Here is a 24,283-nt window from a genome sequence, read left to right as displayed (position 1 = left end):
TCACGAGGCGCCCCCGGCGGCTCCGTCCGGGGCGGCCCCGGTCTCGCGCGGCGCCAGCGGCAGGCCGGCGGTGAGGAGTACGACCTGCACCGCGCGCGGGTCGCCCGCGTCACGCGCGGCCAGTTCGCGCAGGCGCCCGCCGAAGCACTCCCACAGTTCGGTGAGGGACTCGGGGGTCAGCCTGGGCATCCGGTCGCTGATCCCGGAGGGCTCCACCCATTCGCGGCCGAGCCGGCCGTCGGCGAGGTCGGCCTCGTGCCGGAGGAGCGACTCCTCCAGGTGCTGGATCTGCACCCGGCGGGAGAGGGTGACGTAGGCACGGCTGCCCGGCGTGGCCTCCATGGCCCGGTTGCTCCAGCAGGTCAGGGCGTGCACCGCCCGCCAGCGGCGCTCCCGCCCGTCGCGGTGCTCGGCCTCGGCGACGAACGCGTACTTCGCCAGGACCCGCAGGTGGTAGCTGGTGGAGGCGGACGACTCCCCCGTCCTGACCGCCAGTTCGCTGGCGGTGGCGGGGCCGTCCTGCCGGAGCATCCCGAGCAGCCGGATGCGCAGGGGGTGCGTGAGGGCCTTGAGCGCCGCCGCGTCCTGTTCGGGATCGAGAACGCGCTTGTGATCTTCGCTGGGCATGAGGGGGAGGATAGGGCGGCCCGCACACTCTCCAAAAGCATCTTTGCAGAAGTTTTTTGGGAGAGTTCGCACGATGCCCGGTGCGCGGTACGCATTGCGGTGCGCGGTACGCATTGCGGTGCGCGGTGCGCAGTGCGGTGCGCGGTACGCGACGGCTGCCGGGCCGTCAGGTGCGGGCGTGGAGGTACGCCTCCAGCCCGGCCGCCCCCGTGAGCAGTGCGCGGCCGCGGGAGGACAGCCGGTCGCGCCAGGTGTGCAGGGCCGCCTCCAGAGGTTCCGGTCCGCCGGCGGCCCGGACTTCCGTGAGCAGCGGGGCGATCTGCTCCAGCAGATAGCCGCCCCGCCTGAGCTGATGGGTCAGACGGGCGTCCCGTACGGCCGCCTCGTCGTAGACGCGGTAGCCGGTCACCGGGTCGCGGCGCGGGTGGACGAGTCCGGCCCGTTCCCACACCCGCAGGGTGGCGGGGCGGATCCCGAGCCGGTCCGCGAGGGGCCCGATGAACAGACCGCCGGGGGCGGACGCGAAGGCGGGTGTCGGCCCGGCGAGCGCCAGGTCGTGCAGGGCGTCCTCGACGGCCCGGAGGGTCCGCCGGTCCTCCAGCAGCTGCGCGTGACTCTCGTCGATGAGGCGGAACGCCTCCTCGGCCGAACCCTCGTTCACCGCCCGCATGATCGACGTCGCCGTCCGGTGGCCGTGGCCGGGCACGAGGGCGAGGAAGGCGTCCAGGGCGTGCGCGTGGAGCGGGGTGTAGGTGCGATGGCCGTGGGGTGTGCGGTCGGCGGGCGGCAGGATGCCCGCTTCCTCGTAGTTCCTGACGGCCTGGGTGGACAGGCCGTGCCCGCGCGCCAGGTCGACCGGCCTCAGCCGCTCAAGGGTTTTAAGGTTTTTCCCCATCAGCCCCACGATATCGCGCGAAAGTCTCAACTGCGGTTTCAACGATAGCGTTGAAGGCATGGCTACCGACATCAAGAATGCCGTCCATGCCGTCCATGCCGTCGAGGCCGCCGCCGTCATGGGCCTGCTTCCGACCCGGCCGCGGGTACTCGCGCTGGGCGAGCCCACCCACGGCGAGGACGCGCTGCTCGACGTGCGCAACGAACTCTTCCGGCAGCTCGTCGAGGAGGAGGGCTACCGGACGATCGCGATCGAGAGCGACTGCCTGGCGGGGCTGCTCGTCGACGCCTACATCACCTCCGGCACGGGCAGCCTCGACGAGGTCATGGAGCGCGGGTTCAGCCACGGCCTGGGCGGGTCCGAGGCCAACCGCGAACTCGTGCGCTGGATGCGGGCGTACAACACCGGCCGGCCCGCGGCCGACCGGCTCCGCTTCGCCGGCATCGACGGCCCGCTGGAGATGGCCGCGGCGGCGAGCCCCCGGGAGGCCCTGACCTCGCTCCACGGATACCTCGCCCGCCACGTCGACGCCGACCTGCTCCCCTGCACCGCGCCCACCCTCGACGGCCTGCTCGGCGCCGACGACCGGTGGACCGAACCGGCCGCGATGACCGACCCGTCCGCCTCGACGGGCCGGTCCGCCGAGGCCGGGGAACTGCGGCTGATCGCCGACGACCTTGTGGCGCTGCTCGACGCCCAGACGCCGCACCTGGGCACGGCGCCCTCCCGGGAGGAGTGGGAGCGGGCCCGCCTGCACGGGCGCACCGCCACCGGCCTGCTGCGCTACCACTTCTGGATGGCCGACACCTCCCCCGGCCGCCTGACGCGGCTGACCGGCCTGCGCGACCTGATGATGGCCGACAACCTCCTCGCCCTCGCCGAACGCGGCCCCACCCTGGTCCACGCCCACAACAGCCACCTCCAGCGGGAGAAGAGCTCGATGCGGATGGGCGGCCTGCCACTGGAGTGGTGGGGCGCCGGTTCGATCGCGAGCGCCCGCCTCGGCGAGGAGTACGCCTTCTTCGCGACAGCCCTCGGCACGATCCGGCACCGGGGAGTGGACGCCCCGCAGCCGGGCACGCTGGAAGGGGTGCTGTACGCGCTCCCAAACGACCTCTGCGTCGTCGACTCCCGCGGCCTCGGCGCCGCGCTCGCCGACACGCTCGCCGCCCCCCGCGCGTCCGCCTGGTTCGGCTACTTCCCGTTCGAACCGTCCCACTTGGCGGCGACCGACGGGCTCGTGTTCATCAAGGACATCCCGCAGAGTCGGTCCGCGTCCATCCGGCCACCGAGCTGACGCTCCGCTTCCGGCCGACTCTTCAGTGTGACACCGCTCATACGACCCCCAGTCGCCGAAAGAAATTACTGCCCAGTAGACTCATTGCCGCAGATCTTCCTGCCCAGATCACAGGAGCCGGTCCGGACAGGAAGATCACCCAACTTGTTCTACCGGCAACTTATCCGCCGATGTCCGGATACCGGCCAAGCTCTTTCCGAGCGCTGATACCTCTTCGGCCATGAACAAGATCACCCGCCGTCAGGCTCTGGGGACAACTGCCGGTGCACTCACCGTCCTCGGCCTGACGGCCGCAGCAACGGGCGTCGCCACGAGCGCCGCCGCGACCCCCGCCGCGCCCACACCCCAGGGCACGGTCGACGAGGTCTACCAGGGCCGTCGCATCCAGATCACCGCGGGCGGAGGAGGCCACCACGGTGGCCACCACTCACCCGGTCAACCCACCGTCCGCATAGACGGCAGAGAACTCCACATCATGCGGAACGCCGACGGCAGCTGGATCAGCGTGATCAACCACTACGAGACCTTCACCGAGCCCAGACTGCTCGCCCGTGCCGCCGTCCGTGACCTCCAGGGCGCTCCCCTCGTCCCCTTCGGAGGTGCGGCATGACCGTCCGCAAGAACCAGGCCACGCTGACCGCCGACGAGAAGCGCGCCTTCACCTCGGCCCTGCTGGAGCTCAAGCGCAACGGCAGCTACGACCGCTTCGTCACCACCCACAACGGCTTCATCATGAGCGACACCGACTCGGGCGACCGCGTCGGCCACCGCTCCCCCTCCTTCCTGCCGTGGCACCGCCGCTTCCTGCTGGAGTTCGAGGAGGCACTGCAGAAGGTCGACGCGAGTGTCGCGCTCCCCTACTGGGACTGGACCGTCGACCGCACCACCCGCGCCTCCCTCTGGGCCCCCGACTTCCTCGGCGGCAGCGGGCGGGCCCGGGACGGGCAGGTCATCGACGGCCCCTTCGCCTACTCCACCGGCCGCTGGAACATCGACGTGCGCGTGGACGGCCGCCCGTACCTGCGGCGCGCCCTCGGGGCGGGCGTCGCGCAGCTGCCGACCCGCGCCGAGGTGGACTCCGTACTGGCCATGCCGGTCTACGACATGGCCCCCTGGAACAGCTCCTCGGGCGGCTTCCGCAACCACCTGGAGGGCTGGCGCGGGGCCAACCTGCACAACCGGGTGCACGTGTGGGTCGGCGGCCAGATGTCCACCGGCGCCTCCCCCAACGACCCGGTGTTCTGGATGCACCACGCCTTCATCGACAAGCTGTGGGCGGACTGGCAGGCCAAGCACCCGCAGTCCACGTACCTGCCGGCCGCCGGCACGACGAACGTGGTGGACCTGAACGACACCATGCGGCCGTGGAACGACGTGACCCCGGCGGACATGCTCGACCACCGCAAGTTCTACACCTTCGACACCGAACCGGTGGCCTCCGCCAGCCACCGGTAGTGCAGTTCGGGGCGGCCGACCTGGCCGTACCGGGGGGTCCGGTCCGCGCGGCCGGTGTCCACCAGGTGCTCCAGGTAGCGGCGGGCGGTGATCCGGGAGATCCCGGCCGCCTCGGCCGCCCCCGCCGCGGTCAGCCCCTCGGACGCGGCCCGCAGCAGGGCGGCGACCCGGTCCAGGGTCGGCGCGCTCAGCCCCTTGGGAAGCTCGGCCGGGCGGGGCGCGCGCAGGGCGGCCATCGCCCGGTCCACATCGTCCTGGCCGGAGGCCTCGCCCGCCGCCTGGCGGAACTCGGCGTAGCGCAGCAGCCGTTCGCGCAGCGTCGGGAAGGCGAAGGGTTTCAGGACGTACTGGACCACCCCGAGCGAGACGCTCTCGCGGACCACGGCCAGGTCCCGGGCGGAGGTCACCACGATCACGTCGACCGGATGCCCGGCGGCCCGCAGTCCGCGCGCGAAGCGCAGGCCGTGCCCGTCGGGCAGGCCGAGGTCGAGCAGCAGCAGGTCGACCCTGGTGCGCTCCAGCACCCGGGTGGCCTCGGCGAGCGAATGGACGGCGCCGACGGCGGTGAAGCCGGGCACCCGGTCCACGTAGAGCGCGTGCGCGTCGGCGGCGACCTGGTCGTCCTCGACCACGAGCACGCGTACCTCGGCGCCGCTCATCGCAGGTCCCCCGCGGCCGGGGCCCGCTCCGCCGCCCGCTCCGGCGCCACGGGCAGCCGTACGGTGAACTCCGCACCGCCGCCCGGTCCCTGCGAGGCGACCACCGCGCCGCCGTGGCGCTGTGCGACCTGGCGGACGAGTGCGAGGCCGAGGCCGCGGCCCTCCCCCTTGCCGGACCAGCCCCGGCGGAACACGTCCACCCCCTCGGGCAGTCCGGGTCCGTTGTCCGCGACCCGCAGCAGCAGGCCCTGGCGCTCGGGCCGCAGGGTGACCGCGATCCGCGCGCCCGGCACGGCCGTCACCGCGTCGACGGCGTTGTCTATGAGGTTGCCGAGCACGGTCACGAGGTCGCGGGCCGGCGGCACTCCGGCCAGGTCGGCGAGGCTGCGGCTGTCGGCGGTGACGACGAGTTCGATGCCGCGCTCGTGCGCCTGGGCGGCCTTGCCCAGCAGCAGTGCGACCAGTACCGGCTCGCCCACGGCGGTGACCACCTCGTCGGTGAGGGCCTGGGCCAGTTCCAGCTCGGCGGTGGCGAACTCCACCGCCTCCTGGGCGCGGCCGAGCTCGATGAGGGAGACCACGGTGTGCAGCCGGTTGGCCGCCTCGTGGGCCTGGGAGCGCAGCGCCTGCGTAAAGCCCCGCTCGTGGTCCAGCTCACCGGTCAGTGCCTGCAGTTCCGTGTGGTCGCGCAGGGTGATCACGGTGCCGCGGCGGCCACCGCCGGCGACCGGAGCGCTGTTGACCACCAGCACCCGGTCCGCCGTCAGGTGCACCTCGTCCACCCGGGGCCGGTCGGCCAGCAGTACGCCGGTGAGGGGGGCCGGCAGCCCGAGGTCGGCCGCCCCGGTGCCGGTGACGTCGGCCGGCAGGCCCAGCAGCTCCCGGCCCGCGTCGTTGACCAGGGTGATCCGGCGCTGCCCGTCGAGCATGAGCAGCCCCTCGCGGACGCCGTGCAGTGCTGCCTGGTGGTAGTCGTACATCGCGCTGAGTTCGGCCGCGTTCATGCCGTGAGTGTGGCGGCGCAGTCGCGCGTTGACGACGTACGTGCCCACGCCGCCGAGGGCGAGCGCGCCGCCCGCGACCCAGACGAGGGCGGAGAGCTGCGCGCCGAGCCGGTCGCTGATGGCGCGGACGGTGATCCCCGCGCTCACCAGGCCCACGATCCGGCCGCCGTCCTCCAGCGGGGTGACCACGCGGATGGAGGGGCCGAGGGTGCCGGTGTAGGTCTCGCTGAAGGTCTCGCCGCGCAGGGCCGCGGCGGTGTTGCCCATGAAGGGCTCGCCGATCCGGCGGGGGTCGGGATGGGTCCAGCGCCTGCCGTCCGGCGCCATGATCGTCACGAAGTCGACCCCGGAGTCCACGCGGACCTTCTGCGCGTAGGGCTGGAGCTCGACCGACGGGTCGCTCCCGCGCGCCGCTCCCCGTACCGCCTCCCGTACGGAGGGCGAGTCCGCGACGGCCCGCGCCACCGCTCCGGCCTGGCGCCGGGCGGCCTCCTCGGCCTGGCCCCGGGCGGTGGCGTAGGCGAAGACGGCGCAGCCGGCGACGACCACGGCCACCAGCAGGACCTGCATGGCGAAGAGCTGGCCGGCGAGGCTGCGCGGCGGACGAGGGAAGCGGAACATGGCGCTCAGTGTGCACCGGGTCGTGAACTCAATGAACGCAAGGGTGACCGGGGTCACAGCCCTGGGTGATGGTCTCCCCGGACGACTTCACCACCAGGAGGCATCGTGGCCGCCAAGCGCGACAGAACGCACTATCTCTACATCGCGGTGATCGCCGCGGTGCTGCTCGGCATCGGGGTCGGGTTCGCCGCGCCCGGCATGGCCGTGGAGCTCAAACCGCTGGGCACGGGCTTCGTGAACCTCATCAAGATGATGATCTCACCCGTGATCTTCTGCACGATCGTGCTGGGGATCGGCTCCGTGCGCAAGGCCGCCAAGGTGGGAGCCGTGGGCGGACTGGCCCTCGGCTACTTCATGGTCATGTCCACGGTGGCGCTGGCCATCGGTCTGCTGGTCGGCAACCTGCTGGAACCCGGCAGCGGGCTCCAGCTGACCGAGGCGGCGCGCAGCGCGGGTGAGGCGCAGGCCAAGGCGGGCGGGGCCGAGAGCACCCCGGAGTTCCTGCTGGGGATCATCCCGACCACGATGGTCTCCGCCTTCACCGGCGGTGAGGTGCTCCAGACGCTGCTGGTGGCCCTGCTGTGCGGGTTCGCGCTCCAGGCCATGGGCGCGGCGGGGGAACCGGTCCTGCGGGGTATCGGACACGTGCAGAAGCTGGTGTTCCGGGTGCTCGCGATGATCATGTGGGCGGCTCCCGTGGGCGCCTTCGGAGCGATCGCGGCGGTGGTCGGGGCGACCGGCATCGACGCGCTGAAGTCCCTCGCCGTCATCATGATCGGCTTCTACACCACCTGCCTGCTCTTCGTCTTCCTGGTGCTGGGCACCCTGCTGCGCGTCTGCACGGGCGTCAGCATCTTCGCCCTGCTGCGCTACCTGGGCCGGGAGTTCCTGCTGATCCTCTCGACCTCCTCCTCGGAGTCGGCACTGCCGCGGCTGATCGCGAAGATGGAGCACCTGGGCGTCTCACGGCCGGTCACCGGTATCACGGTGCCGACCGGGTACTCCTTCAACCTGGACGGGACCGCGATCTACCTGACGATGGCCTCGCTGTTCGTCGCCGAGGCGATGGGCACGCCGCTGGCCCTGGGTGAGCAGATCTCGCTGCTGCTGTTCATGGTCATCGCCTCGAAGGGCGCGGCCGGGGTGACCGGCGCGGGCCTGGCCACCCTCGCCGACGGCCTTCAGTCGCACCGGCCGGAACTGGTCGACGGCGTCGGCCTGATCGTGGGCATCGACCGGTTCATGAGCGAGGCCCGGGCTCTGACGAACTTCGCGGGCAACGCGGTCGCCACGGTGCTCATCGGGACGTGGACGAAGGAGTTCGACCGCGACCGGGCCGCGGAAGTCCTCGCGGGGCGCGTCCCGTTCGACGAGAAGACGCTGGTCGACGACGGACACGGGACGGAGCCGGTCGAAGCGGACACGGCCGCGACCACCGCCGCCGACCCGGCCGCCGTGCCGGTCCCGGCGCACAACCCCAAGGACGGCGTACCGGTCTAGCCACCTCCTCCGGCCGGTCCGCCCCTACGGGCCGGCCGGGCAGGGCTCGCCCCCACGGTGCCCAGCCCGGCCGGCCCGCCGCATTCTCCGCACTTGCACCCATAGTCGGTATTCGGCCACCGATAAACGAACCCCCGTGCTGTAAAAGGTACTTCCGTAACCGGCCGCGTGCATGACATCTTGCGTCCACCACTTGTTTCGTACGACCCGGCCTGACCACCGGGTCTTCGGAGGACGCATTGATACCCCACATATCCAGCCGACCTCGACGTACCCTCGTGCTGGCCGCCACGCTCGGCGCGGCACTCGCCTTCGGGGCCCCCGCCGCGCTCGCCGGCACCGCCCCGGTCTCTCCCTCCGGTTCCGCCGCCTCCGCTCCCGCGGCGGCGCCGCAGGCCGCGGCCCCGTCCTCCCAGAGTGCGACCTGGGTTGCCGGCACCCGTGCCTACCTCGTGATCACCGCCCCCGGTGACACCACGGCGGTCCGCAACGCGGTCACCGCCAACGGGGGAACGGTGTTCCAGTACTACGACGCGATCGGCGTCATCACCGCCCACTCCGCGTCCGCCTCCTTCGCCGCCACCATGCGCGGCGTCAGCGGGGTCCAGCAGGTCGGCGCCACCCGCACCTCGGACGTGCCGGCGGACGCCTACAACCCGGCGCTGCCCGCCAACCCGGCGCAGTCCACCACGCCTTCGGGCGAGCCGGTCCGCGCCGACATGACCCAGATCAAGGCCGACCAGGCCTGGGCGGTCACCACCGGCTCCGCGTCCGTCAAGGTCGGCATCCTGGACACCGGTGTGGACGACCAGCACCAGGACCTGGCCCCGAACTTCAACGCCGCGGACTCCGCGTCCTGCGCGTACGGCAAGCCGGACACCCGTACGGGCGCCTGGCGCGACGTCGGCACCCACGGTACGCACGTGGCCGGTACGGTCGCCGCCGCCAAGAACGGCAAGGGCGTCATCGGCGTGGCCCCCGGCGTGAAGATCTCCTCGGTGCGCATCGCCGAGCCGAACTCCTCGCTGTTCTTCGCCGAGAACACCGTCTGCGGCTTCATGTGGGCCGGTGACCACGGCTTCAAGGTCACCAACAACAGCTACTACACGGACCCGTGGCAGTTCAACTGCCCGGACAACGCCGACCAGGCCGCGATCATCGAGGGCGTCAAGCGCGCCCAGGAGTACGCGGAGAGCAAGGGCTCGCTGCAGGTCGCGGCGGCCGGCAACTCCAACCTCGACCTGGCGAACAAGACGACCGACACCGAGAGCCCGAACGACTCGACGCCGGTCACCCGCACCATCACCAACGCATGCCTGGACATCCCGACCGAGCTCCCGGGCGTGGTGACGGTCTCAGCGATGGGCACCACCGCGAAGGCCTCGTACTCCAACTACGGCCTGAACGTCGTCGACATCACGGCCCCCGGCGGAGACGCCACCGGCATCTACAGCACCCTGCCGGGCGGCAAGTACGGCTCCATGAGCGGCACCTCGATGGCCTCGCCGCACGTCGCCGGTGTGGCGGCGCTGCTGGTCAGCACCAACCCGGGCATCACCCCGGCGCAGCTGCGCGACAAGCTGGCCACCCAGGCCAACGACGTCGCCTGCCCGTCGGACAGCCGCTGCAAGGGCACCACGGCGAAGAACGGCTTCTTCGGCGAGGGCCAGGTCGACGCCCTCAAGGCGGTCGGCACCACCCCGCCGCCCGGCAAGTTCTTCGAGAACACCGCGGACGTCGCCATCGGTGACAACACCACCGTGGAGAGCTCCCTCACCGTCAGCGGGGTGACCGGCAACGCCCCGGCCACCCTCAAGGTCGGCGTGAACATCGTCCACACCTACATCGGTGACCTCAAGGTCGACCTGGTCGCGCCGGACGGCTCCGTCTACACGGTGCACAACCGCTCCGGCGGCAGCACCGACAACATCAACCAGGTCTACACCGTGAACGCCTCCTCCGAGGTCGCGAACGGCACCTGGAAGCTCCGGGTCAACGACAACGCCGGCGGCGACACCGGCAGGATCGACTCCTGGAACCTCACCTTCTGAGGTCCCAGGACCCGGTAGGACGAGACACGCTCTAGCGCCGCAGGACGTCGGCGAGCCAGTCGAAGACGACGTCGCAGTGCTGCTGCGGGGCCATCGGGGAGCAGTGCAACTGCGCCCCGGTGGCCTTCGTCAGTTTCACGTACTCCCGCCGTGTGCGGAGCAGTTCGTACATCTGCCGCGGCTGCCCCGGGTAGAACTGCTCGAAGTCGTAGTCCAGGACCAGCGTCGGGGCCTTGATCCGCCCGACCACTTCGGTGATGTCGAGGCCGATGGCGACCTGGGCCGGTGTCCAGAGGTCCGTGAGGACCTTGCCCTCGCGCGCCTGGCGCAGCGCCTGCCGGTCGAAGATCTCGAAACGCTTCTTGACGGTGAACGCCAGTTGCGGGGTCAGTTCCGGAACGACCTCCTCGTTCCACACCCGGTTGGTCTCCGCCTTGTCGGGCGTGACGATGGCGCGGAGTTCCTCGTCGAAGCCCAGCCAGGGGCTGAGGCAGCCAGGCATGGCCGCCACGGCGGCGAGCCGGTGCTCGAAGGCGGCCGCGCGCGGGGCGAGGTTGCCGCCCATGCTGAGGCCGGTGAGGGCGATCCGGTCGCCGTCGACGTCCTCGCGCCGGAGCAGCCAGTCGACGATCGGACGGACCACCGTCTCCCAGCGGGTGGTGAAGGGGATCTCCTCCACGAACAGCAACTGCCCCTGGCCGGGGCCGTCGTAGACGAGAGCGTTCCAGCCCCGGTCGAGGGCCGCGGACACCCCGTAGGTCCACATGTCCACGTTCTGCCCGTCACTGCCGTTGGTGAGGATGACGGTGGGGCGCCGCTCGGCGGGACCGTCCGGGCGGAAGAACCAGAGCGGGAGACGGGTCCTGCCCCACGGGACCGTAGCCGTGACGGCGGCGGGCGTGCAGAGGCGGGCGAAGGTGTCCCAGGCGTCGCGTCCCTCCCGGTAGACCGCCTCCTCGTCGGCCGGCCGGTCGGTCCCGAGCACGTAGAACAGCGCCTGGGCGTAGTACTGGGCCGCGCGCAGCGAGCGGAAGCGGCGGGTCTGCGAGGGCGTCCCGCGGCCGTCCCGCCCGGCCGCCGGAGGCGCGGCGAGCCGGTCGCCCCAGGACCGGAAGGTGTCGGTGTAGGTCTGCTCGGAGAGACCGGCCGCGTTGATCGTGTTGACCGCGGTCAGCACCTCGCCGACCTCGGAGGCACGCATGCCGGCGGCGCCGAGCGCGAGCAGCCCCGCGAAGTTGAATCCGGGATCGGCGAAGAGCCTCATCGCGCCCGGTGCCGGATCCGAGGCCGTCGCGGCCGGCACGGACGGTGCGGCCGACTCGGGCGGCGTGGGGGTGGCCGCCGCGGTGCGGGTGGTGCTCGCGACGGCGAGTGCCCCGGCTCCCGCGGCCAGCCCGGTCAGGGCGGCACGTCGGCTGAGGGAGGCGGGCCGGTGCGGTGTGCTTGCGCTCATGCGGGGGACGCTACGGCGCACTCGCGCGTACGGCGCCGCGCCGCGCCCTCCTCTGCTCCGAACGGGCCGCGCGGCCCGACGGGCGGCCCGACGGGCGGTTCACGCGCGGTCCGCTCAGCGCCGCCGCGTGCGCAGCACGCAGTCGCCGCACAGGCCGCCGCCGGGGACCCGGTAGTACAGGCAGCAGCTGCGCCGTACGAAAGCCACGCCGAGCCCCTCCTCGTGGAGGAACGTGCCGGTGCCCGCGAGCGCGCCCCCCTCGGCCAGCAGGGCGCGTACCGTCTCGACCGCCGCACCGCCCGGGACCCGGTCGATCAGCACCCGCAACGCGCCGACCAGGCCCGACGCGGCGTTGCCCCGCAGGACCGTCGGGGAGACCCCGTACCGCTGCCGCAGGCCCGCCTCCAGCACGGCCAGGTTGCCCAGGACCGACTCCCCGAGCCCGTCGACGGGACGGGCCCCGGGCTCGGGCAGCCAGAGCTGGAGCGAGCCCTCCTCCGGCAGCCGCCACCACACCCGGTCGGCGGCCAGGTCCGGCACCCGCCCGTCCAGGGCCGCGCACCCCAGCCCGACCGACCACAGCCGGGAGGCGATCCCGAACTGCGCGGTCGAGGCGGCCACCCTGCCGGGTCCGCTGCCGATCCGGCGGCCCACCTCGGCCACGTACGGCCCGAGCTGCTCGCCGTACAGCGCGGTGAGGGGACGGAAGCCCGGCCCGGGCGGCTCCGGCCCGTAGGGGACCGCGAAAAAGGGCCCCACGGCGGCCAGTCGCAGCAGTACGTCGTCCATACCCGGAATGATCTCAGGCCCGCGCCTGGACGTGCTCACGTCAGCGTTTCCGGGGCGTCCGGAGCAGGGGTCGCACCGTGAGGATCCCCACGCCCGTGGACACACCACCGACGGCCATGCGTTCGAAGCCCGGACCGGCGGGCAGGCCGCGGGATCACCGGCGCGGCCGATGGGCGGGTGGCTGCTCGGCCGCGCTGCGGATCTCACCGCATCACCGCAGGTCAGGGGCGATCGTGCGGTGTCCGGGGCCCGTGCGGGCGGCCGTCCGGGGGGCCTGCGCGGTGCAGGGGAAGGGATGTCCGGGGATCAGGATTACGGGCGCTGCGCCGCGGGGACCCAAGTCGGCGAAAACCGGCGTCACACCATTGCCAAATTGGGGCTTCATGGAAGGACTTTAAGGGGCTACATTGAGCCACTCGCGTTCACCTGACAGCCGGTCGCCTTTCACCCGTGTTTTGCACGGGGGGCGACGTCATGGACGCAGACTGTGCAACCACCCCACCGCCCAGAAGGACCGAAGGCTCCGTGCCCGTACCCGTACACCTCGCGGGCCGCACCGTGCGGCTCGAGCCCCTCGCACCCCACCACACCGAGGCCCTGGCCGTGGCCGGTGCCGAGGATCGTACGACTTACGCCTTCACCCCCGTACCCCACGGGGTGCAGGCGTCACACGAGTACATCGACCGTGCCCTCGCCGATCAGGCTGCGGGTCGATCGCTCCCGTTCGCCATCGTCAGAGCCACTGACGGGCGGGTGGTCGGTTCGACCCGGTTCCTGGAACTCGACTACTGGCAGGGGCCGCTGGTGTGGCCCGCCGTGCCCGGCGTCCCGTTCGGCGATCCGGCGACGGCGATCCCCGATGCCGCCGAGATCGGCAACACCTGGCTGTCCCCGACCGCCCAGGGCACCGGCATCAACACCGAGGCGAAGCTGCTCATGCTCCGCCATGCCTTCGAGACCTGGGGGGTCCGGCGCATCTCGCTGCGCGCCGACGCGCGCAACGGCCGGTCCCGGGCCGCGATGGAACGTCTCGGCTTCACCTGCGAGGGGGTCCGCCGGGCCCATTCGCGGGGGCTGGACGGCGCCGTCCGCAGCACCGCCTTCTACTCGATCCTCGACGAGGAGTGGCCGGCCGTACGGTCGATCATCGAGCTGAGGCTTTCGGCGGGGGCGCAGCGCAAGCGCCGCCGCAAGACCCTGATCCCTGCCTAGGCGGTCGGAAGAACGGAAAAACGGTCCTGCCCGGCCCTCGTCCCGGCCCCTCATCCGAGGAAGGCCGGGGCGGGGGCCGAGTCCATCAGCCGGACGGGGGCACCGCTCCCGTCGGCCGGCACGGCGAACAGGTCCCCGGCGGCATGTGCGATGACCAGGCACGGAGGGCCGGGCAATGGGCTGCCCCAGGGAACCCCAAGAGAAGGGAAAGTGCGGAACCCCTGACGCACTTACGTTCATCTTCCGAACGGAAGAACCGAGTCGTCGGACCACCCGCCCCCGTGGGGGCAGCACCAGCCGGAGAGCCACCGCACATGTCGTACGCACCCCAGGGGCAGCAGCACCAGCCTTACAGGCCGGAGGGGCACACCCCGCAGCCGCCCTACGGCGACCAGTACGGCCGGCCGTACGAGCAGCCGCAGGGCCACTGGGATCAGGAAGAGCCCGAGCGGCCGCGCCGCAGGGGCCGGCGCCTGCTGATCGCCTGCGTGTCCGTCCTCGCGCTCGCGGGCATAGCCGCCGGCGTCATGACCTACTACGAGATACCCCCGTTCACCGACAAGGGCTCCTCGGTGTCCTTCGGGCAGAACGGCGGCGGCAAGGGCTCCGGCCAGGGCGGTTCGGGGGCCGCCCAGCAGCCGGCGAACTCCAGGATGCTGATGCCGACGGGGCCGGCCGCCGAGTTCAAGAACTCGATGACGCTGCCCGACGGCACGCACGTGGCCGTGACCACCCTGGACGGCAAGAAGTCCGGCTTCAAGGGCAAGGTCTGGGTCTGGGCCCCCAAGGAGTACGACGACCCGAAGTTCGCCAAGAGCGGCTTCCCGGTCATGATCGCCCTGCCGGGCGGCGCGGGCTACCCGAGCAACTACTGGATGGGCACCGACCTCGGCCTCCAGACCAGCATCAGCAAGTGGTACGCGGAGGGGAAGAGCAAGCCCTTCCTGCTGGCCATGCCGGTGCTCAACCCCGGGCCGGACGACAAGGGCGTCTACTGGGACGGCTCCGACATACCCGGCCAGCCGAAGATGGGCACCTGGCTGACCGAGGACGTCCCGGACCTGATGAAGGCGAACTTCCGCACGGTGAAGTCCCGTGACGGCTGGGCGTTCATGGGCTCCTCCACCGGTGGGTTCGCCGGGATGAAGGCCGTGCTGAAGCACCCGGACAAGTTCAAGGCCGTGATCGCCTCCGGCCCGGACATCGTCCCGGACTCCTCCCTGTGGAAGGGCCACGACAAGGAGAAGGCCGAGAACAACCCGGAGCTGCTGGCCAAGCAGCTGATCGACACCAAGGGCCCGGACGTCTACATCGCCTTCCAGGTCGGCGACAACGAGAGCAACAAGAAGACCCTGCCCGATGTGCAGAAGTTCGTCGCCACCTACGGCAACAAGGGGCCCGTGCACACCAGCCTGCGGGTGATCCCGGGCGGCCAGCACAACGCCAAGACCTATGTCCCGAACATGGGCGAGGGCCCGATCCAGTACATCAGCAAGGTCATGGAAGGACCGGTCGAGTAGCCGCCGGCGCCTCCGTCCACTCGCGCTCCGGCCCGCCGAACACCTTCGGCGGGCCGTCGCCGTTCCAGGGCGCCCAGCCCGGGGAGCCGGTCGTCGCGAACCGCACCCATGCCGCGTGCATCTCGTCGGCCAGCGCCTGGGGGGCGGCCGGCCCGGCCAGCGAGGCGGCCTCGGGCACGGACAGCGTGTCGAAGACGAAGCCGAGCTCCAGGGCGTGGCAGGCGCCGAGCCCCGGGACGCCCGAGCACCAGGCGAACTCGTACAGGAAGCTCGGCGCCGTCCGCCGTGCCGCCGCGAGCCTGCGCAGCGGGTCCCGCAGGAGCCGGTCGGTGAAGAGCTGCCCGGCCAGCTCGGCCGGACCGGCCCCGGGCAGTGCGTCGCGCAGAGCCTGGACGGCGGCCCGGTCCTTGCCGGTGCGGGCGCGGGCCAGCGCCACGGCGAGCGACCCCATCCGGTCCAGGAGCCGCATCCCGCCGGTCGGGGCGAGCCAGAGGCGGTACTCCTCGGTGGTCCATCCGAACAGCAGCGGGATCTTGTCGGAGGCCGGGTCCGTGTCGGCGGTCAGCGCGTCGAGCGGGTCGACGGGCAGCGTGTCCGGGTCGACGACCAGGCCGAGGGCGGGGCCTCCGAGGAGGGGACCCGATCGGCGCAGGACGGCCGCCTGGGCGGCCAGCAGGTCGGGCAGGGCGGTGGCGGTGAAGGCGCCGGCGGTGGCCTCCACCTTCAGCAGCGAGGCCATCCGCCGGACGATGGCGCGCACCCGGGGGCGCGGCAGGGCCTCGGGGGCTCCGCTCTGCAGCACCGCACGGTGGAAGAGTCCGGCCGCGCGCGGGGCGGCCAGGAGGGCGCCGATGCTGATGGCCCCGGCGGATTCGCCGAAGAGGGTGACGCGGGCGGGGTCTCCGCCGAAGGCCGAGACGTTGTCGCGGACCCATTCGAGGGCGGCGATCTGGTCCAGCATGCCGCGGTTGGCGGGTGCGTCGGGAAAGAGCCCGTACCCGAGGACTCCGAGGCGGAAGTTGAAGGAGACCAACACCACGCCGTCCCGGGCGAAGGCGGCGCCGTCGTAGACGGGCACGGCCGAGGAGCCGCGGGTGTGCGCCCCGCCGTGGATCCACACCATGACCGGCAGCCCGGCCCCGGGGGTCGGGTCCGGAGTCCACACGTTCACGTTCAGACAGCCGTCGCCGGGGATGACCGGGTCGGTCAGCAGGGCCGCGAACGCGGGCGGGTAGGGCACCTTCGGCGCGGTCGGGCCGAAGGACACCGCCTCGCGCACGCCGTCCCAGGCGGCCGGTGGCGCGGGCGGTGCGAAGCGGAGGGCGCCGACGGGCGGGGCCGCGTACGGGATGCCCAGGAAGACGGAGATCCCGTCGGCCCGGGTACGGCCCTCGACCACGCCGGCCCCGGTCCTGGCCCGGGGCCGGCCCCCGTCGCCGGCGACGCCCTCTGTGCTCATCCCGTCCTCCTGCCGCTGGTGCCGGTCCCGCACGGTCGCACAGCCGTCCAACGGGTGACAAGGCGTGACCGGGCCGGGGACCGGCCCGGTTGGACGGGCATGCGAATCCTGCGTATCCACCACACTCTGCCGGTCCTGCTGCTCGCGGGCATCTCGTGCGCCGCCGGTCCGGCCCACGCCGCGGGGCCGGATTTCCAGTACGTCGGCCAGGACGACCGGGTCCACGGGCTCACCGCGCCGCGGGGCTGCGTGGCCGCGGAGGGCGGCGGCGGCCGTGCGGTCACCAACGCGACCCGGGGGACGGCGATCCTGCACCAGGGTCCCCGCTGTACGGGCCGGGTCGTCGGGACGTTGCGGCCCGGAGAGGTCGCTCAGGTGCGGCCCTACTTCGCCTCCGTCGATTTTCCCGTCACCGGGTAGGCGCACGGGCCGTGACCCCTTGGCCCTCTCCGCGTTGTATGCCATGTCAAATGCCACAGATTCTGTGGCGCCCCACATCTCACGAGGAGATCTTGATGTCGCGTATCGCGAAGGCATTCGCCATCACCGCTGTCACCGGTAGCGCCGTGGTCGCCGGTGCGGGCCTGGCTGTCGCCGATGCCGGAGCGCACGGTGCGGCGGTCGGCTCCCCCGGTGTCCTGTCGGGCAACCTGCTCCAGGTTCCGGTGCACGTCCCGGTCAACGTCTGCGGCAACACCGTGAACGTCATCGGTCTGCTGAACCCGGCGTTCGGCAACACCTGCGTCAACGCCTCGGGCGGCGGCGCCGACCACCACACCGAGGGTGGCGACTACGGTCACTGATCACCTGCTCGGCCGAAGGGCCCCCGCCGTGCGGCGGGGGCCCTTCCCCTGTGTCCTTCCCCTGTGCGCCCTTCCCCTGTCCGCGGCTGCCGGCACCCGCGCACCCGCGCAGGCGGGCAGGGGGGAGGACGGGTCATTCGTAGCGGTACTGGCCCTGGTGGCCGAGAACCTCGCGCGGGGTGACGTTCCACGGCGGCATCGGCTCGTCGAGGGCGATCACCCGGCCGCGCTGGAGGTCGCCGAGGGGCAGGGGCGCCGCCGGCAGGTAGCCGGAGCGGGGGTGCTTGCGCTGCCAGCGGTCCCAGATCAGGTCCACGAAGGCGTGGTGCAGCCAGAACGCCGGATCGTTGGGCGCCGTACCACCGGTCATGTGGCCGCCGATCCACTGGTGGACCTTGTTGTGGTTGCGCCAGCGCTCGCTCCTGGGGGCCGCCCAGCCTTCCAGCTTGTTGCGGAAGCCGCCCGCCGTGGCCGTGGAGTCCCAGGGCGAGACATCGTAGACGGGATCGTCGATCGCCCACTGGAGTTCGGCCGGTGTGGGCAGGGCGATCGGGTTCTGCGGCCGGCCCAGGTTGCGGGTGAGGAACGCGGACTCCGTGATGCCCACGGTCACCGTCCAGTCGCCCTTGTCGTAGGCGAACGGCCCCGTCATCACCTTGCGGTCGGTGGCGCGGCCGGTGCCGCCGAGGAAGTCGTCCGCCCAGAGCGAGGAAACCGGGCTGGTGTCGGTGGTCCAGTCCCAGTACGGGACGGACACGCTCGGGTCGATCTGCCGCAACTGCTTCTCGAACTCGAGCAGATAGAGCCGGTGCCAGGGGAAGAAGGACGGCGACATGTGCCCGACGCGCAGCTTGCGGTCGCGGTCGGGCACGAAGTACTTGTCGTGGGTGCGCACCAGGGCGTCGTAGGCACCACTGCGCTTCAGCTCCAGTACCGCAGCGGTGAACCGCTTCTTCTGGGCGCTGGTGAGGTTCTTCTGGTTCTGCCGGACGTGCAAAGCGGGGGTCCTCCCGTTCCCGTGTCTCTGTCAGCCGCCGTGGTGCGGGGCCGCGAACGCCAGCTGGGCCGTGCCCAGTTCGTCGACGGCGGCCCGGGCCAGTTCCAGTGGGGTCGGATAGGACTGGAAGTGGTTGATCCCGCTCAGGTAACTGCCGTCGGCCCGGCGCATGACGTGCAGCGGACGGCCGTCGATACGGACCCCGGCGACGTCCACGGCGATGTGCCGGCCGCGGTAGGTCTCCTCCTCGGCGAGCGGCGCCGGGGTGAGGGTCTGCCGGGGGCGCCGGGCGCGCAGTACGGGGGCCAGGGCCGCACCCGTACCGGCCAGCACGGCCGCGGTGAACGCCGTGCGCAGGAGCGCGCGTCGGGTCAGTGGTGCGGCGGCGGTTGCTGCGGACATGCGGTCTCCCTCGCTCGGTCTCCGGCGGCTACGGGTCTAACGCCGCGCGGCGGGCGAGGTCACCCGCCGGTGCCCGGCAGCCGTTTGTAGAAGAGGGTGGTGGGGTGCAGCCGGCCCGCCGGGTCGGTGGCGTAGTCCGGGATGGTGCCCGCCTCCGTCCAGCCCGCGGAGCGGTAGACGTGCTCGGCGCCGCTGCCGGTCTCGGTGTCCAGGCACAGCAGCAGCACTCCGGCGCGGGCGGCTTCGCTCTCGGCGCGCGCGAGGAGGGCGCGGGCGGTGCCGCGGCCCCGGCAGCCCGGGTGGACCATGAGCTTGCGCAGCTCGGCGCGGTGGCGGCCGTTGGGCTTGGACTCCCGGTACCAGCTGACGGTGCCGTCGAGGGGGCCGTCGGCGCCGGTACGGGAGACCCACAGGGCGAGGGACCCGTCCTCGACGGCGGGCAGCAGGGAGTCCCACCAGGCGGCGGCGTCGGCGTGGCCGAGGCCGGCGAGGAAGCCGAGCGAGGAGCCGTCGGCGACCACGGCGTGCAGGAGGGCGGCGAGTTCGTCGCGATGAGCGCGCAGTCCGGCGGCGGACAGCCGGGTGATCACGGTGGTCATGCGGCGAGCATAGGGATCAGCCGGGAACCCGCCGGAGGCGGGGCAGCTGCGGGTCCCGAAGGACCAGAGCCGTGGCGTGGACGCCGGTCCCCCGCCGCCCGGGCAGGCCGGGCGGGCCCGGGGGTCGCGCAGACCGCGCAGGCCCCGCAGGCCCCGCAGGCCGGGCAGGCCCAACGGCCGGGGCGGCGGGGGGGGGAACGCCCCCGCCGCCGCGGCGGGCCGGCGCGGACGACGCGCCGCGGGCCCGGCCTGACCGGCACGGCACCCCCTACGGCGCCGGGAGTTCGGCGAAGTCGGCTACCAGGCCTCGGTGGTGGCCCGCTGTGCCGAGGGCGAGGGAGTCGGCCTTGGCCCGCTTGAGGTAGAGGTGGGCCGGGTGTTCCCACGTCATGCCGATGCCTCCGTGGAGCTGGACGCACTCCTCGGCCGCGCGGACGGCCACACCCGAGCAGTAGGCCTGGGCGACGGCGACCGTCAGGGGTGCGTCGGGGGCGCCGGCGGCGAGGGCGTCGGCCGCGGCCCTGGCCGCCGCGCGGGCGGAGGCCACGTCGAGCCAGAGCCGCGCCAGCCGGTGCTTGAGGGCCTGGAAGGAGCCGACGGGCCGGTTGAACTGGTAGCGGCCTCTGACGTGCCCGACGGTCTCGGTCAGGCACCACTCGGCGAGCCCGACCTGCTCGGACGCGAGCAGGCCCGCCGCGCAGAGCAGTGCTCCGGCGACGGCCGCCCGGGCCGTGGCGGGGTCCGCCAGGCGGGTGCCCGGTGTCGCCTCCAGGGTGACGGTGGCGAGCGGGCGGGTCAGATCCAGCGGGACCAGCGGTGTCACGACGGCCTGCGCGGCCGGGACCGCGTAGAGCCCGGTGTCGGCCAGGACGAGCAGGACGTCGGCGGCCACCGCGTCCGCCACGGCGCTGACCGTGCCGGTCAGGATCCCTCCGCCGGCGTCCCGTACGGGGGCCGGCAGACGGGCCCCGGGGGCGAGGGTCAGCGGCACGGCCGGGGCGCACACCGTGCGCCCCGACGCCAGCTCCGCCAGCAGCGGGGCCGCTTCGGCGGTGTCGCAGCCGAGCAGGATCTCCGTGGCGAGCACGGCGCTCGTGAGGTACGGGACGGGCGCCACGGCGCGGCCCAGCTCCTCCAGCACCACGGCCGCCTCCCTGTGGCCCGCGCCCAGTCCGCCGAGCTTCTCCGGTACGAGGAGCCCCGCCGTGCCGATCTCGACGGCGAGCGTGTGCCACAGGGCCGGGTCGTGCGGCCGGCCGCTCTCGGCCCGGGCGAGGATCCCCTTGGCGTCGCACCGGTCGGCGAGGAGCGAGCGTACGGCGGCGCGCAGTTCCTCCTCGGCCTCGGAGTAGAGAAGGTCGGCGGGGGCCGCCGGCGGGGTCGGTGGCGTCGGTGCCGTCATCGGGAGAGGTCCTTCCACGCGAGGTCCTTGTCGTCGCGCGGCTCGGGGGGCAGGCCGAGGACGCGTTCGGCGACGATGTTGAGGAGGATTTCGCTCGTGCCGCCCTCGATGCTGTTGCCCTTGGCACGCAGGTAGCGGTAGCCGGCGTCGCGGCCGGTGAAGTCGACCAGTTCCGGGCGGCGCATGGTCCAGTCCTCGTACAGGAGGCCCTCCTCCCCGAGGAGTTCGACCTCCAGTCCGCTGATCTCCTGGTTGAGCCGGGCGAAGGTCAGTTTCATGCCCGAGCCCTCGGGGCCGGGCTGGCCGGCGGCGAGCTGCTGGCGCAGCCGTTCCCCCGTGAGGCGGGCGACCTCGGCCTCGACCCACAGTTCCAGCAGCCGCTGGTGGAGGGCGTGGGTGCGCAGTTCGGGGCGCTCTCGCCAGGCCGCGGCGACGGGTGCGATCATGCCGCCTTCGCGCGGGATGCGCATGCCGCCGATCGAGACGCGTTCGTTCATCAGGGTGGTCCGGGCGACGGCCCAGCCCTCGCCGACGGCGCCGAGCCGGTGGGTGTCGGGGATGCGGACGCCGGTGAGGAAGACCTCGTTGAACTCGGCCTCGCCGGTGATCTGGCGCAGCGGCCGTACCTCGACGCCGGGGTCGTGCATGTCGCAGAGGAAGTAGGTGATGCCCTGGTGCTTGGGCAGTGCCGGGTCGGTGCGGGCGACGAGGATGCCCCAGCGGGCGTTGTGGGCGCTGGAGGTCCACACCTTCTGGCCGTCGACGGTCCACTCGCCCGCGTCCTCGTCGAGGACGGCGCGGGTGGCGAGCGCGGCCAGGTCGGATCCCGCGCCGGGCTCGCTGAAGAGCTGGCACCAGACCTCCTCGCCCACCCACAGGGGCCGCAGGAAGCGCCGCTTCTGTTCCTCGGTGCCGTACGCGAGGATCGTGGGCGCGGCCATGCCGAGGCCGATGCCGATGCGGCGCGGGTCGTTGTCGGGGGCGCCGGCGGCCTCCAGTTCGGCGTCGACGACGGACTGGAGGGAGCGGGGCGCGCCGAGTCCGCCGAGGCCCTCGGGGTAGTGCACCCAGGCGAGTCCGGCGTCGAAGCGGGCGCGGAGGAACTCGGTGCGGCCGGTCCCGGCGGGCGGGTGGGCGGCGAGCAGTTCCCGGGTGCGGGCGCGCAGTGCCTCCGCGGTGGTGGGGGTGGTGGGGGTGGCTCCGGTGGTCATCGGGCGGCTCCGTCCAGGCCCGGTACGACGACCAGGCGGCCGGTGGTGGTGCCGTCGGCGAGGCGCTGCACGGCGTCGGCGGCGGCCGTGAGCGGGACGCGTTCGCTGACCAGCGGTGTGACGGCGCCTTCGGCGGCGAGCCGGGTGAGTTCGGTGTGGCAGGCGAGGACGGCGGCGGGGTCCTTGGCCGCGTACAGGCCCCAGTGCAGGCCGAGTACGGAGTAGTTCTTCACGAGGGCGTGGTTGAGGGCGGGTGCGGGGACGGTGCCGCTCGCGAAGCCGACGACGACGATCCGGCCCTCGAAGGCGACGCATTTCGCGGAGGCGGTGTAGGCGTCCCCGCCGACCGGGTCGTAGACGACGTCGGCGCCGCGTCCGCCGGTGAACTCCTTGACGCGGGGGGCGATCTCCTCCGCGGTGCGGTCGATCACCAGGTCGCAGCCGAGTTCCTCGGCGGTGCGGGCCTTGTCCTTGCCCCCGACGACGCCGATGACGGTGGCTCCGGCGGCCTTGCCGAGCTGGACGGCGGCGCTGCCGACCCCGCCGGCGGCGGCGTGCACGAGGAGGGTCTCGCCGGCCCGGAGGCCGGCGCGGCGGTGCAGGCCGAACCAGCCGGTCTGGTAGCCGATGTGGAGGGCGGCCGCCTCGGCGTCGTCGAGGGTGTCCGGGGCCGGCAGCAGGGCGCGGGCGGGTGCGGTGACGTACTCGGCGAAGCCGCCGTGCGGCAGGCTCGGGTTGGCGATGACCCGGCGGCCGTCCTCGGTCTCGCCGCAGATCTCGACGCCGGGGGTGAAGGGCAGCGGCGGTGTGATCTGGTACTGCCCGCGGACGAGCAGCGCGTCGGGGAAGTTGACGTTCGCGGCGAGCACCCTGAGTTTCACCTCGCCCTCGCCGGGGACCGGTTCGGGAACCTCTTCGAGGCGCATGGCCTCGCGGGGCTCGCCGGGGGTATGTACTCGCCATGCCTGCATCCGGGGCCTCCAGCCGCCGTCGAGGAATCACGCTCCGGGCGCATACTAAGCGGTCGCTTGCCCTTCTGTGAACCGCCGACGGGCGCGGGTGCCGCCCGGCTCGAAACAACACGCGTCATTTCAGGCCACATTCGCCACACCATCAGGCAGGATGTGGCGTGCACGTGTCATGACTCAACGGGGAACAGCACCTGTCCAGGGGGGACCACCACATGAGAAGAAGCATGTCCGCGGCCGGAGCCGCCGTCGTTCTGGCGGGCCTGATCACCGCGGCGGGGCCGGCCGTGACGGCCGGCGCGGCGACCGGTGCGACCGGCGTGAAGTGCACGCCGAAGATCCAGGTGCTCGGTTCGATCGGGGACGAGTCCTACATGCGCGACATGCAGCGCAGCCAGGGCGTCTTCGACTTCGGCTCGGGCGACCTCGCCGTCGGCGTCTCGGGGCACAAGCCCGTCTACTGGACCGGCACCACCGTCCACCGGGTCCCGCTGACCGACCCGAACCAGACGGGGCAGGTGCTCGCCGTCAACGCGCACGGCCTGATGGTGGGCGTCCTCCGCGGCTTCGGCGGCACCTCCCTGTTCACCTACCAGGCGGGTGCGGCGGCGATCACGGCGCTGCCGGACAGCTACGGCTCGGACCTCGAGGCCGACGTCAACGACGCCGGGTACGTGGTCTCCCGCACCGGCAGCGGGCCCGGGGCCGTCTGGAAGGACGGCCTGAAGGTCCGCGACCTGCCCGTCCCGGCCGATGCGGGCCCGGGCACCCGGATCACCATGGTCACCGGCATCAACAACCGGGGCGACATCATCGGCATGGCCACGCAGGACCACGAGGTCCCCGAGACCGGCGAGCACCTGGAGAACACCTACCCGGTGCTGTGGCCGGGGGACGGCACCGCCGCCCGGCTGCTGGCGCCGTCGGGGAACGACAGCTACGTCCAGGACCTCGACGAGAGCGGCCGGATCGTCGGCTACGACTGGGCCGGGCCATGGCACGAGTACCGCACGTGGGTCTGGGAGCCCCCGCTCACCGGCCCCGGCACCACGCCCGGGGGACTGAGCTCGCACCCGTACGCCACGTTCGAGGCGATCAGCCCGACCACGAACGTCAGCGTCGGCACGGCCAAGTTCCACCCGGAGGAGATGACCCTGCCGGACCAGGCGCTGCTGCGGGCCGGCTCCGGCCCGGTCAAGGCCCTGCCGCGGCTGGCCGCCGGGCAGGCGAGCATGGCCGACGCGGTCTCGGACGCCGACCGGGTCGGCGGGGCGGCGGTCAACGCCCAGGGCAAGCTCAAGCCGGTGATCTGGACCTGCGCGACCCGGCAGGCGTACAACTCGGGCAGCTAGAGAGCTT

At 72.7% G+C, this 24,283-nt stretch carries 23 protein-coding genes; 10 read left to right on the top strand and 13 right to left on the bottom strand.

The features are described 5' to 3' along the window. Together NRK68_RS32015 and NRK68_RS32010 are read right to left on the bottom strand one after the other, a co-directional pair. On the bottom strand, positions 1-627 hold the full coding sequence (locus NRK68_RS32015; protein ID WP_183064667.1) for an ArsR/SmtB family transcription factor: 627 nt from the start codon (positions 625-627) through the stop codon (positions 1-3). Positions 628-793: 166 nt separating this feature from the next. After that, positions 794-1,522: a TioE family transcriptional regulator gene (locus NRK68_RS32010; protein ID WP_257857496.1), complete on the bottom strand. Its 729-nt coding sequence runs from the start codon at positions 1,520-1,522 to the stop codon at positions 794-796. Positions 1,523-1,580: 58 nt separating this feature from the next. Here NRK68_RS32010 and NRK68_RS32005 point away from each other — a divergent pair, with 58 nt between their 5' ends. The 3 genes from NRK68_RS32005 (at position 1,581) to melC2 (ending at position 4,274) form a co-directional block, all read left to right on the top strand. Continuing rightward, positions 1,581-2,819 carry an erythromycin esterase family protein gene (locus NRK68_RS32005; protein WP_257857495.1) on the top strand — a complete coding sequence of 413 codons (1,239 nt, stop codon included), beginning with the start codon at positions 1,581-1,583 and terminating at the stop codon, positions 2,817-2,819. 220 nt (positions 2,820-3,039) lie between these two features. Further along, positions 3,040-3,429: an apotyrosinase chaperone MelC1 gene (gene melC1 / locus NRK68_RS32000; protein WP_257857494.1), complete on the top strand. Its 390-nt coding sequence runs from the start codon at positions 3,040-3,042 to the stop codon at positions 3,427-3,429. Beyond that, on the top strand, positions 3,426-4,274 hold the full coding sequence (gene melC2, locus NRK68_RS31995) for a tyrosinase MelC2 (protein WP_257857493.1): 849 nt from the start codon (positions 3,426-3,428) through the stop codon (positions 4,272-4,274). Before melC1 ends, melC2 begins: the two co-directional genes overlap by 4 nt. On the opposite strand, the gene NRK68_RS31990 is transcribed toward melC2, so the two are convergent. Together NRK68_RS31990 and NRK68_RS31985 are read right to left on the bottom strand one after the other, a co-directional pair. Beyond that, complete coding sequence (locus NRK68_RS31990; RefSeq protein WP_183064662.1) at positions 4,229-4,933, bottom strand: response regulator; 705 nt, start codon at positions 4,931-4,933, stop codon at positions 4,229-4,231. The genes melC2 and NRK68_RS31990 overlap by 46 nt on opposite strands. After that, positions 4,930-6,558, bottom strand: a complete 1,629-nt coding sequence (locus NRK68_RS31985) for a sensor histidine kinase (protein ID WP_183064661.1) — start codon at positions 6,556-6,558, stop codon at positions 4,930-4,932. The genes NRK68_RS31990 and NRK68_RS31985 overlap by 4 nt, the downstream gene beginning before the upstream one ends. 105 nt (positions 6,559-6,663) lie before the next feature. Between NRK68_RS31985 and NRK68_RS31980 the strand changes: the two genes are divergently transcribed. Together NRK68_RS31980 and NRK68_RS31975 are read left to right on the top strand one after the other, a co-directional pair. Next, the gene (locus NRK68_RS31980; protein WP_257857492.1) at positions 6,664-8,058 is read left to right on the top strand and encodes a cation:dicarboxylate symporter family transporter; all 1,395 of its coding nucleotides are present in this window, start codon (positions 6,664-6,666) and stop codon (positions 8,056-8,058) included. Between the two features lie 278 nt (positions 8,059-8,336). Then, positions 8,337-10,109: a S8 family peptidase gene (locus NRK68_RS31975; RefSeq protein ID WP_183064659.1), complete on the top strand. Its 1,773-nt coding sequence runs from the start codon at positions 8,337-8,339 to the stop codon at positions 10,107-10,109. Positions 10,110-10,140: 31 nt separating this feature from the next. On the opposite strand, the gene NRK68_RS31970 is transcribed toward NRK68_RS31975, so the two are convergent. Together NRK68_RS31970 and NRK68_RS31965 are read right to left on the bottom strand one after the other, a co-directional pair. After that, the gene (locus tag NRK68_RS31970; RefSeq protein ID WP_183064658.1) at positions 10,141-11,562 is read right to left on the bottom strand and encodes an alpha/beta hydrolase family protein; all 1,422 of its coding nucleotides are present in this window, start codon (positions 11,560-11,562) and stop codon (positions 10,141-10,143) included. A 114-nt stretch (positions 11,563-11,676) separates the two neighbouring features. Next, entirely contained in the window at positions 11,677-12,351 is a 675-nt protein-coding gene (locus NRK68_RS31965; protein ID WP_183064657.1) for a (2Fe-2S)-binding protein, read from the bottom strand. 525 nt (positions 12,352-12,876) lie between these two features. On the opposite strand from NRK68_RS31965, the gene NRK68_RS31960 reads away from it, so the two are divergent. Both NRK68_RS31960 and NRK68_RS31955 read left to right on the top strand, forming a co-directional pair. Further along, complete coding sequence (locus tag NRK68_RS31960; RefSeq protein ID WP_030820224.1) at positions 12,877-13,563, top strand: GNAT family N-acetyltransferase; 687 nt, start codon at positions 12,877-12,879, stop codon at positions 13,561-13,563. A gap of 314 nt (positions 13,564-13,877) precedes the next feature. Then, entirely contained in the window at positions 13,878-15,083 is a 1,206-nt protein-coding gene (locus NRK68_RS31955; RefSeq protein ID WP_257857491.1) for an alpha/beta hydrolase, read from the top strand. Here the strand turns inward: NRK68_RS31955 and NRK68_RS31950 are convergent. Next, a complete protein-coding gene (locus NRK68_RS31950) occupies positions 15,061-16,542 on the bottom strand; it encodes a carboxylesterase/lipase family protein (RefSeq protein ID WP_257857490.1) in 1,482 nt (493 codons plus the stop codon). The genes NRK68_RS31955 and NRK68_RS31950 overlap by 23 nt on opposite strands. Positions 16,543-16,641: 99 nt before the next feature. Here NRK68_RS31950 and NRK68_RS31945 point away from each other — a divergent pair, with 99 nt between their 5' ends. Both NRK68_RS31945 and NRK68_RS31940 read left to right on the top strand, forming a co-directional pair. Further along, on the top strand, positions 16,642-16,962 hold the full coding sequence (locus tag NRK68_RS31945) for a hypothetical protein (protein WP_257857489.1): 321 nt from the start codon (positions 16,642-16,644) through the stop codon (positions 16,960-16,962). A 95-nt stretch (positions 16,963-17,057) separates the two neighbouring features. After that, the gene (locus NRK68_RS31940; protein ID WP_046775886.1) at positions 17,058-17,345 is read left to right on the top strand and encodes a chaplin; all 288 of its coding nucleotides are present in this window, start codon (positions 17,058-17,060) and stop codon (positions 17,343-17,345) included. 133 nt (positions 17,346-17,478) lie between these two features. Here the strand turns inward: NRK68_RS31940 and NRK68_RS31935 are convergent, their stop codons facing one another. The 6 genes from NRK68_RS31935 to NRK68_RS31910 form a co-directional block, all read right to left on the bottom strand. Next, positions 17,479-18,342: a tyrosinase family protein gene (locus tag NRK68_RS31935; RefSeq protein WP_183064653.1), complete on the bottom strand. Its 864-nt coding sequence runs from the start codon at positions 18,340-18,342 to the stop codon at positions 17,479-17,481. Positions 18,343-18,372: 30 nt separating this feature from the next. Next, positions 18,373-18,744: a tyrosinase family oxidase copper chaperone gene (locus NRK68_RS31930; RefSeq protein ID WP_046775884.1), complete on the bottom strand. Its 372-nt coding sequence runs from the start codon at positions 18,742-18,744 to the stop codon at positions 18,373-18,375. A gap of 59 nt (positions 18,745-18,803) precedes the next feature. After that, on the bottom strand, positions 18,804-19,343 hold the full coding sequence (locus NRK68_RS31925) for a GNAT family N-acetyltransferase (RefSeq protein ID WP_183064652.1): 540 nt from the start codon (positions 19,341-19,343) through the stop codon (positions 18,804-18,806). 268 nt (positions 19,344-19,611) lie between these two features. Further along, complete coding sequence (locus NRK68_RS31920) at positions 19,612-20,745, bottom strand: acyl-CoA dehydrogenase family protein (protein WP_257857487.1); 1,134 nt, start codon at positions 20,743-20,745, stop codon at positions 19,612-19,614. Continuing rightward, positions 20,742-21,956 (bottom strand): acyl-CoA dehydrogenase family protein, encoded by a 1,215-nt coding sequence (locus NRK68_RS31915; RefSeq protein ID WP_183064650.1) that lies wholly within the window; start codon positions 21,954-21,956, stop codon positions 20,742-20,744. The genes NRK68_RS31920 and NRK68_RS31915 overlap by 4 nt, the downstream gene beginning before the upstream one ends. Next, positions 21,953-22,927 (bottom strand): NADPH:quinone oxidoreductase family protein, encoded by a 975-nt coding sequence (locus tag NRK68_RS31910; RefSeq protein WP_257857486.1) that lies wholly within the window; start codon positions 22,925-22,927, stop codon positions 21,953-21,955. Before NRK68_RS31910 ends, NRK68_RS31915 begins: the two co-directional genes overlap by 4 nt. 212 nt (positions 22,928-23,139) lie before the next feature. Here NRK68_RS31910 and NRK68_RS31905 point away from each other — a divergent pair, with 212 nt between their 5' ends. After that, positions 23,140-24,276 carry a hypothetical protein gene (locus tag NRK68_RS31905; RefSeq protein WP_183064648.1) on the top strand — a complete coding sequence of 379 codons (1,137 nt, stop codon included), beginning with the start codon at positions 23,140-23,142 and terminating at the stop codon, positions 24,274-24,276. Positions 24,277-24,283 lie beyond the last annotated feature (7 nt).

It is taken from the genome of Streptomyces yangpuensis, from assembly GCF_024666385.1.
Classification (GTDB): Bacteria; Actinomycetota; Actinomycetes; order Streptomycetales; family Streptomycetaceae; genus Streptomyces; species Streptomyces yangpuensis.
The sequence above is the reverse complement of the archived record's forward strand: the minus strand, read 5'-3'. Positions and strand labels throughout refer to the sequence as shown.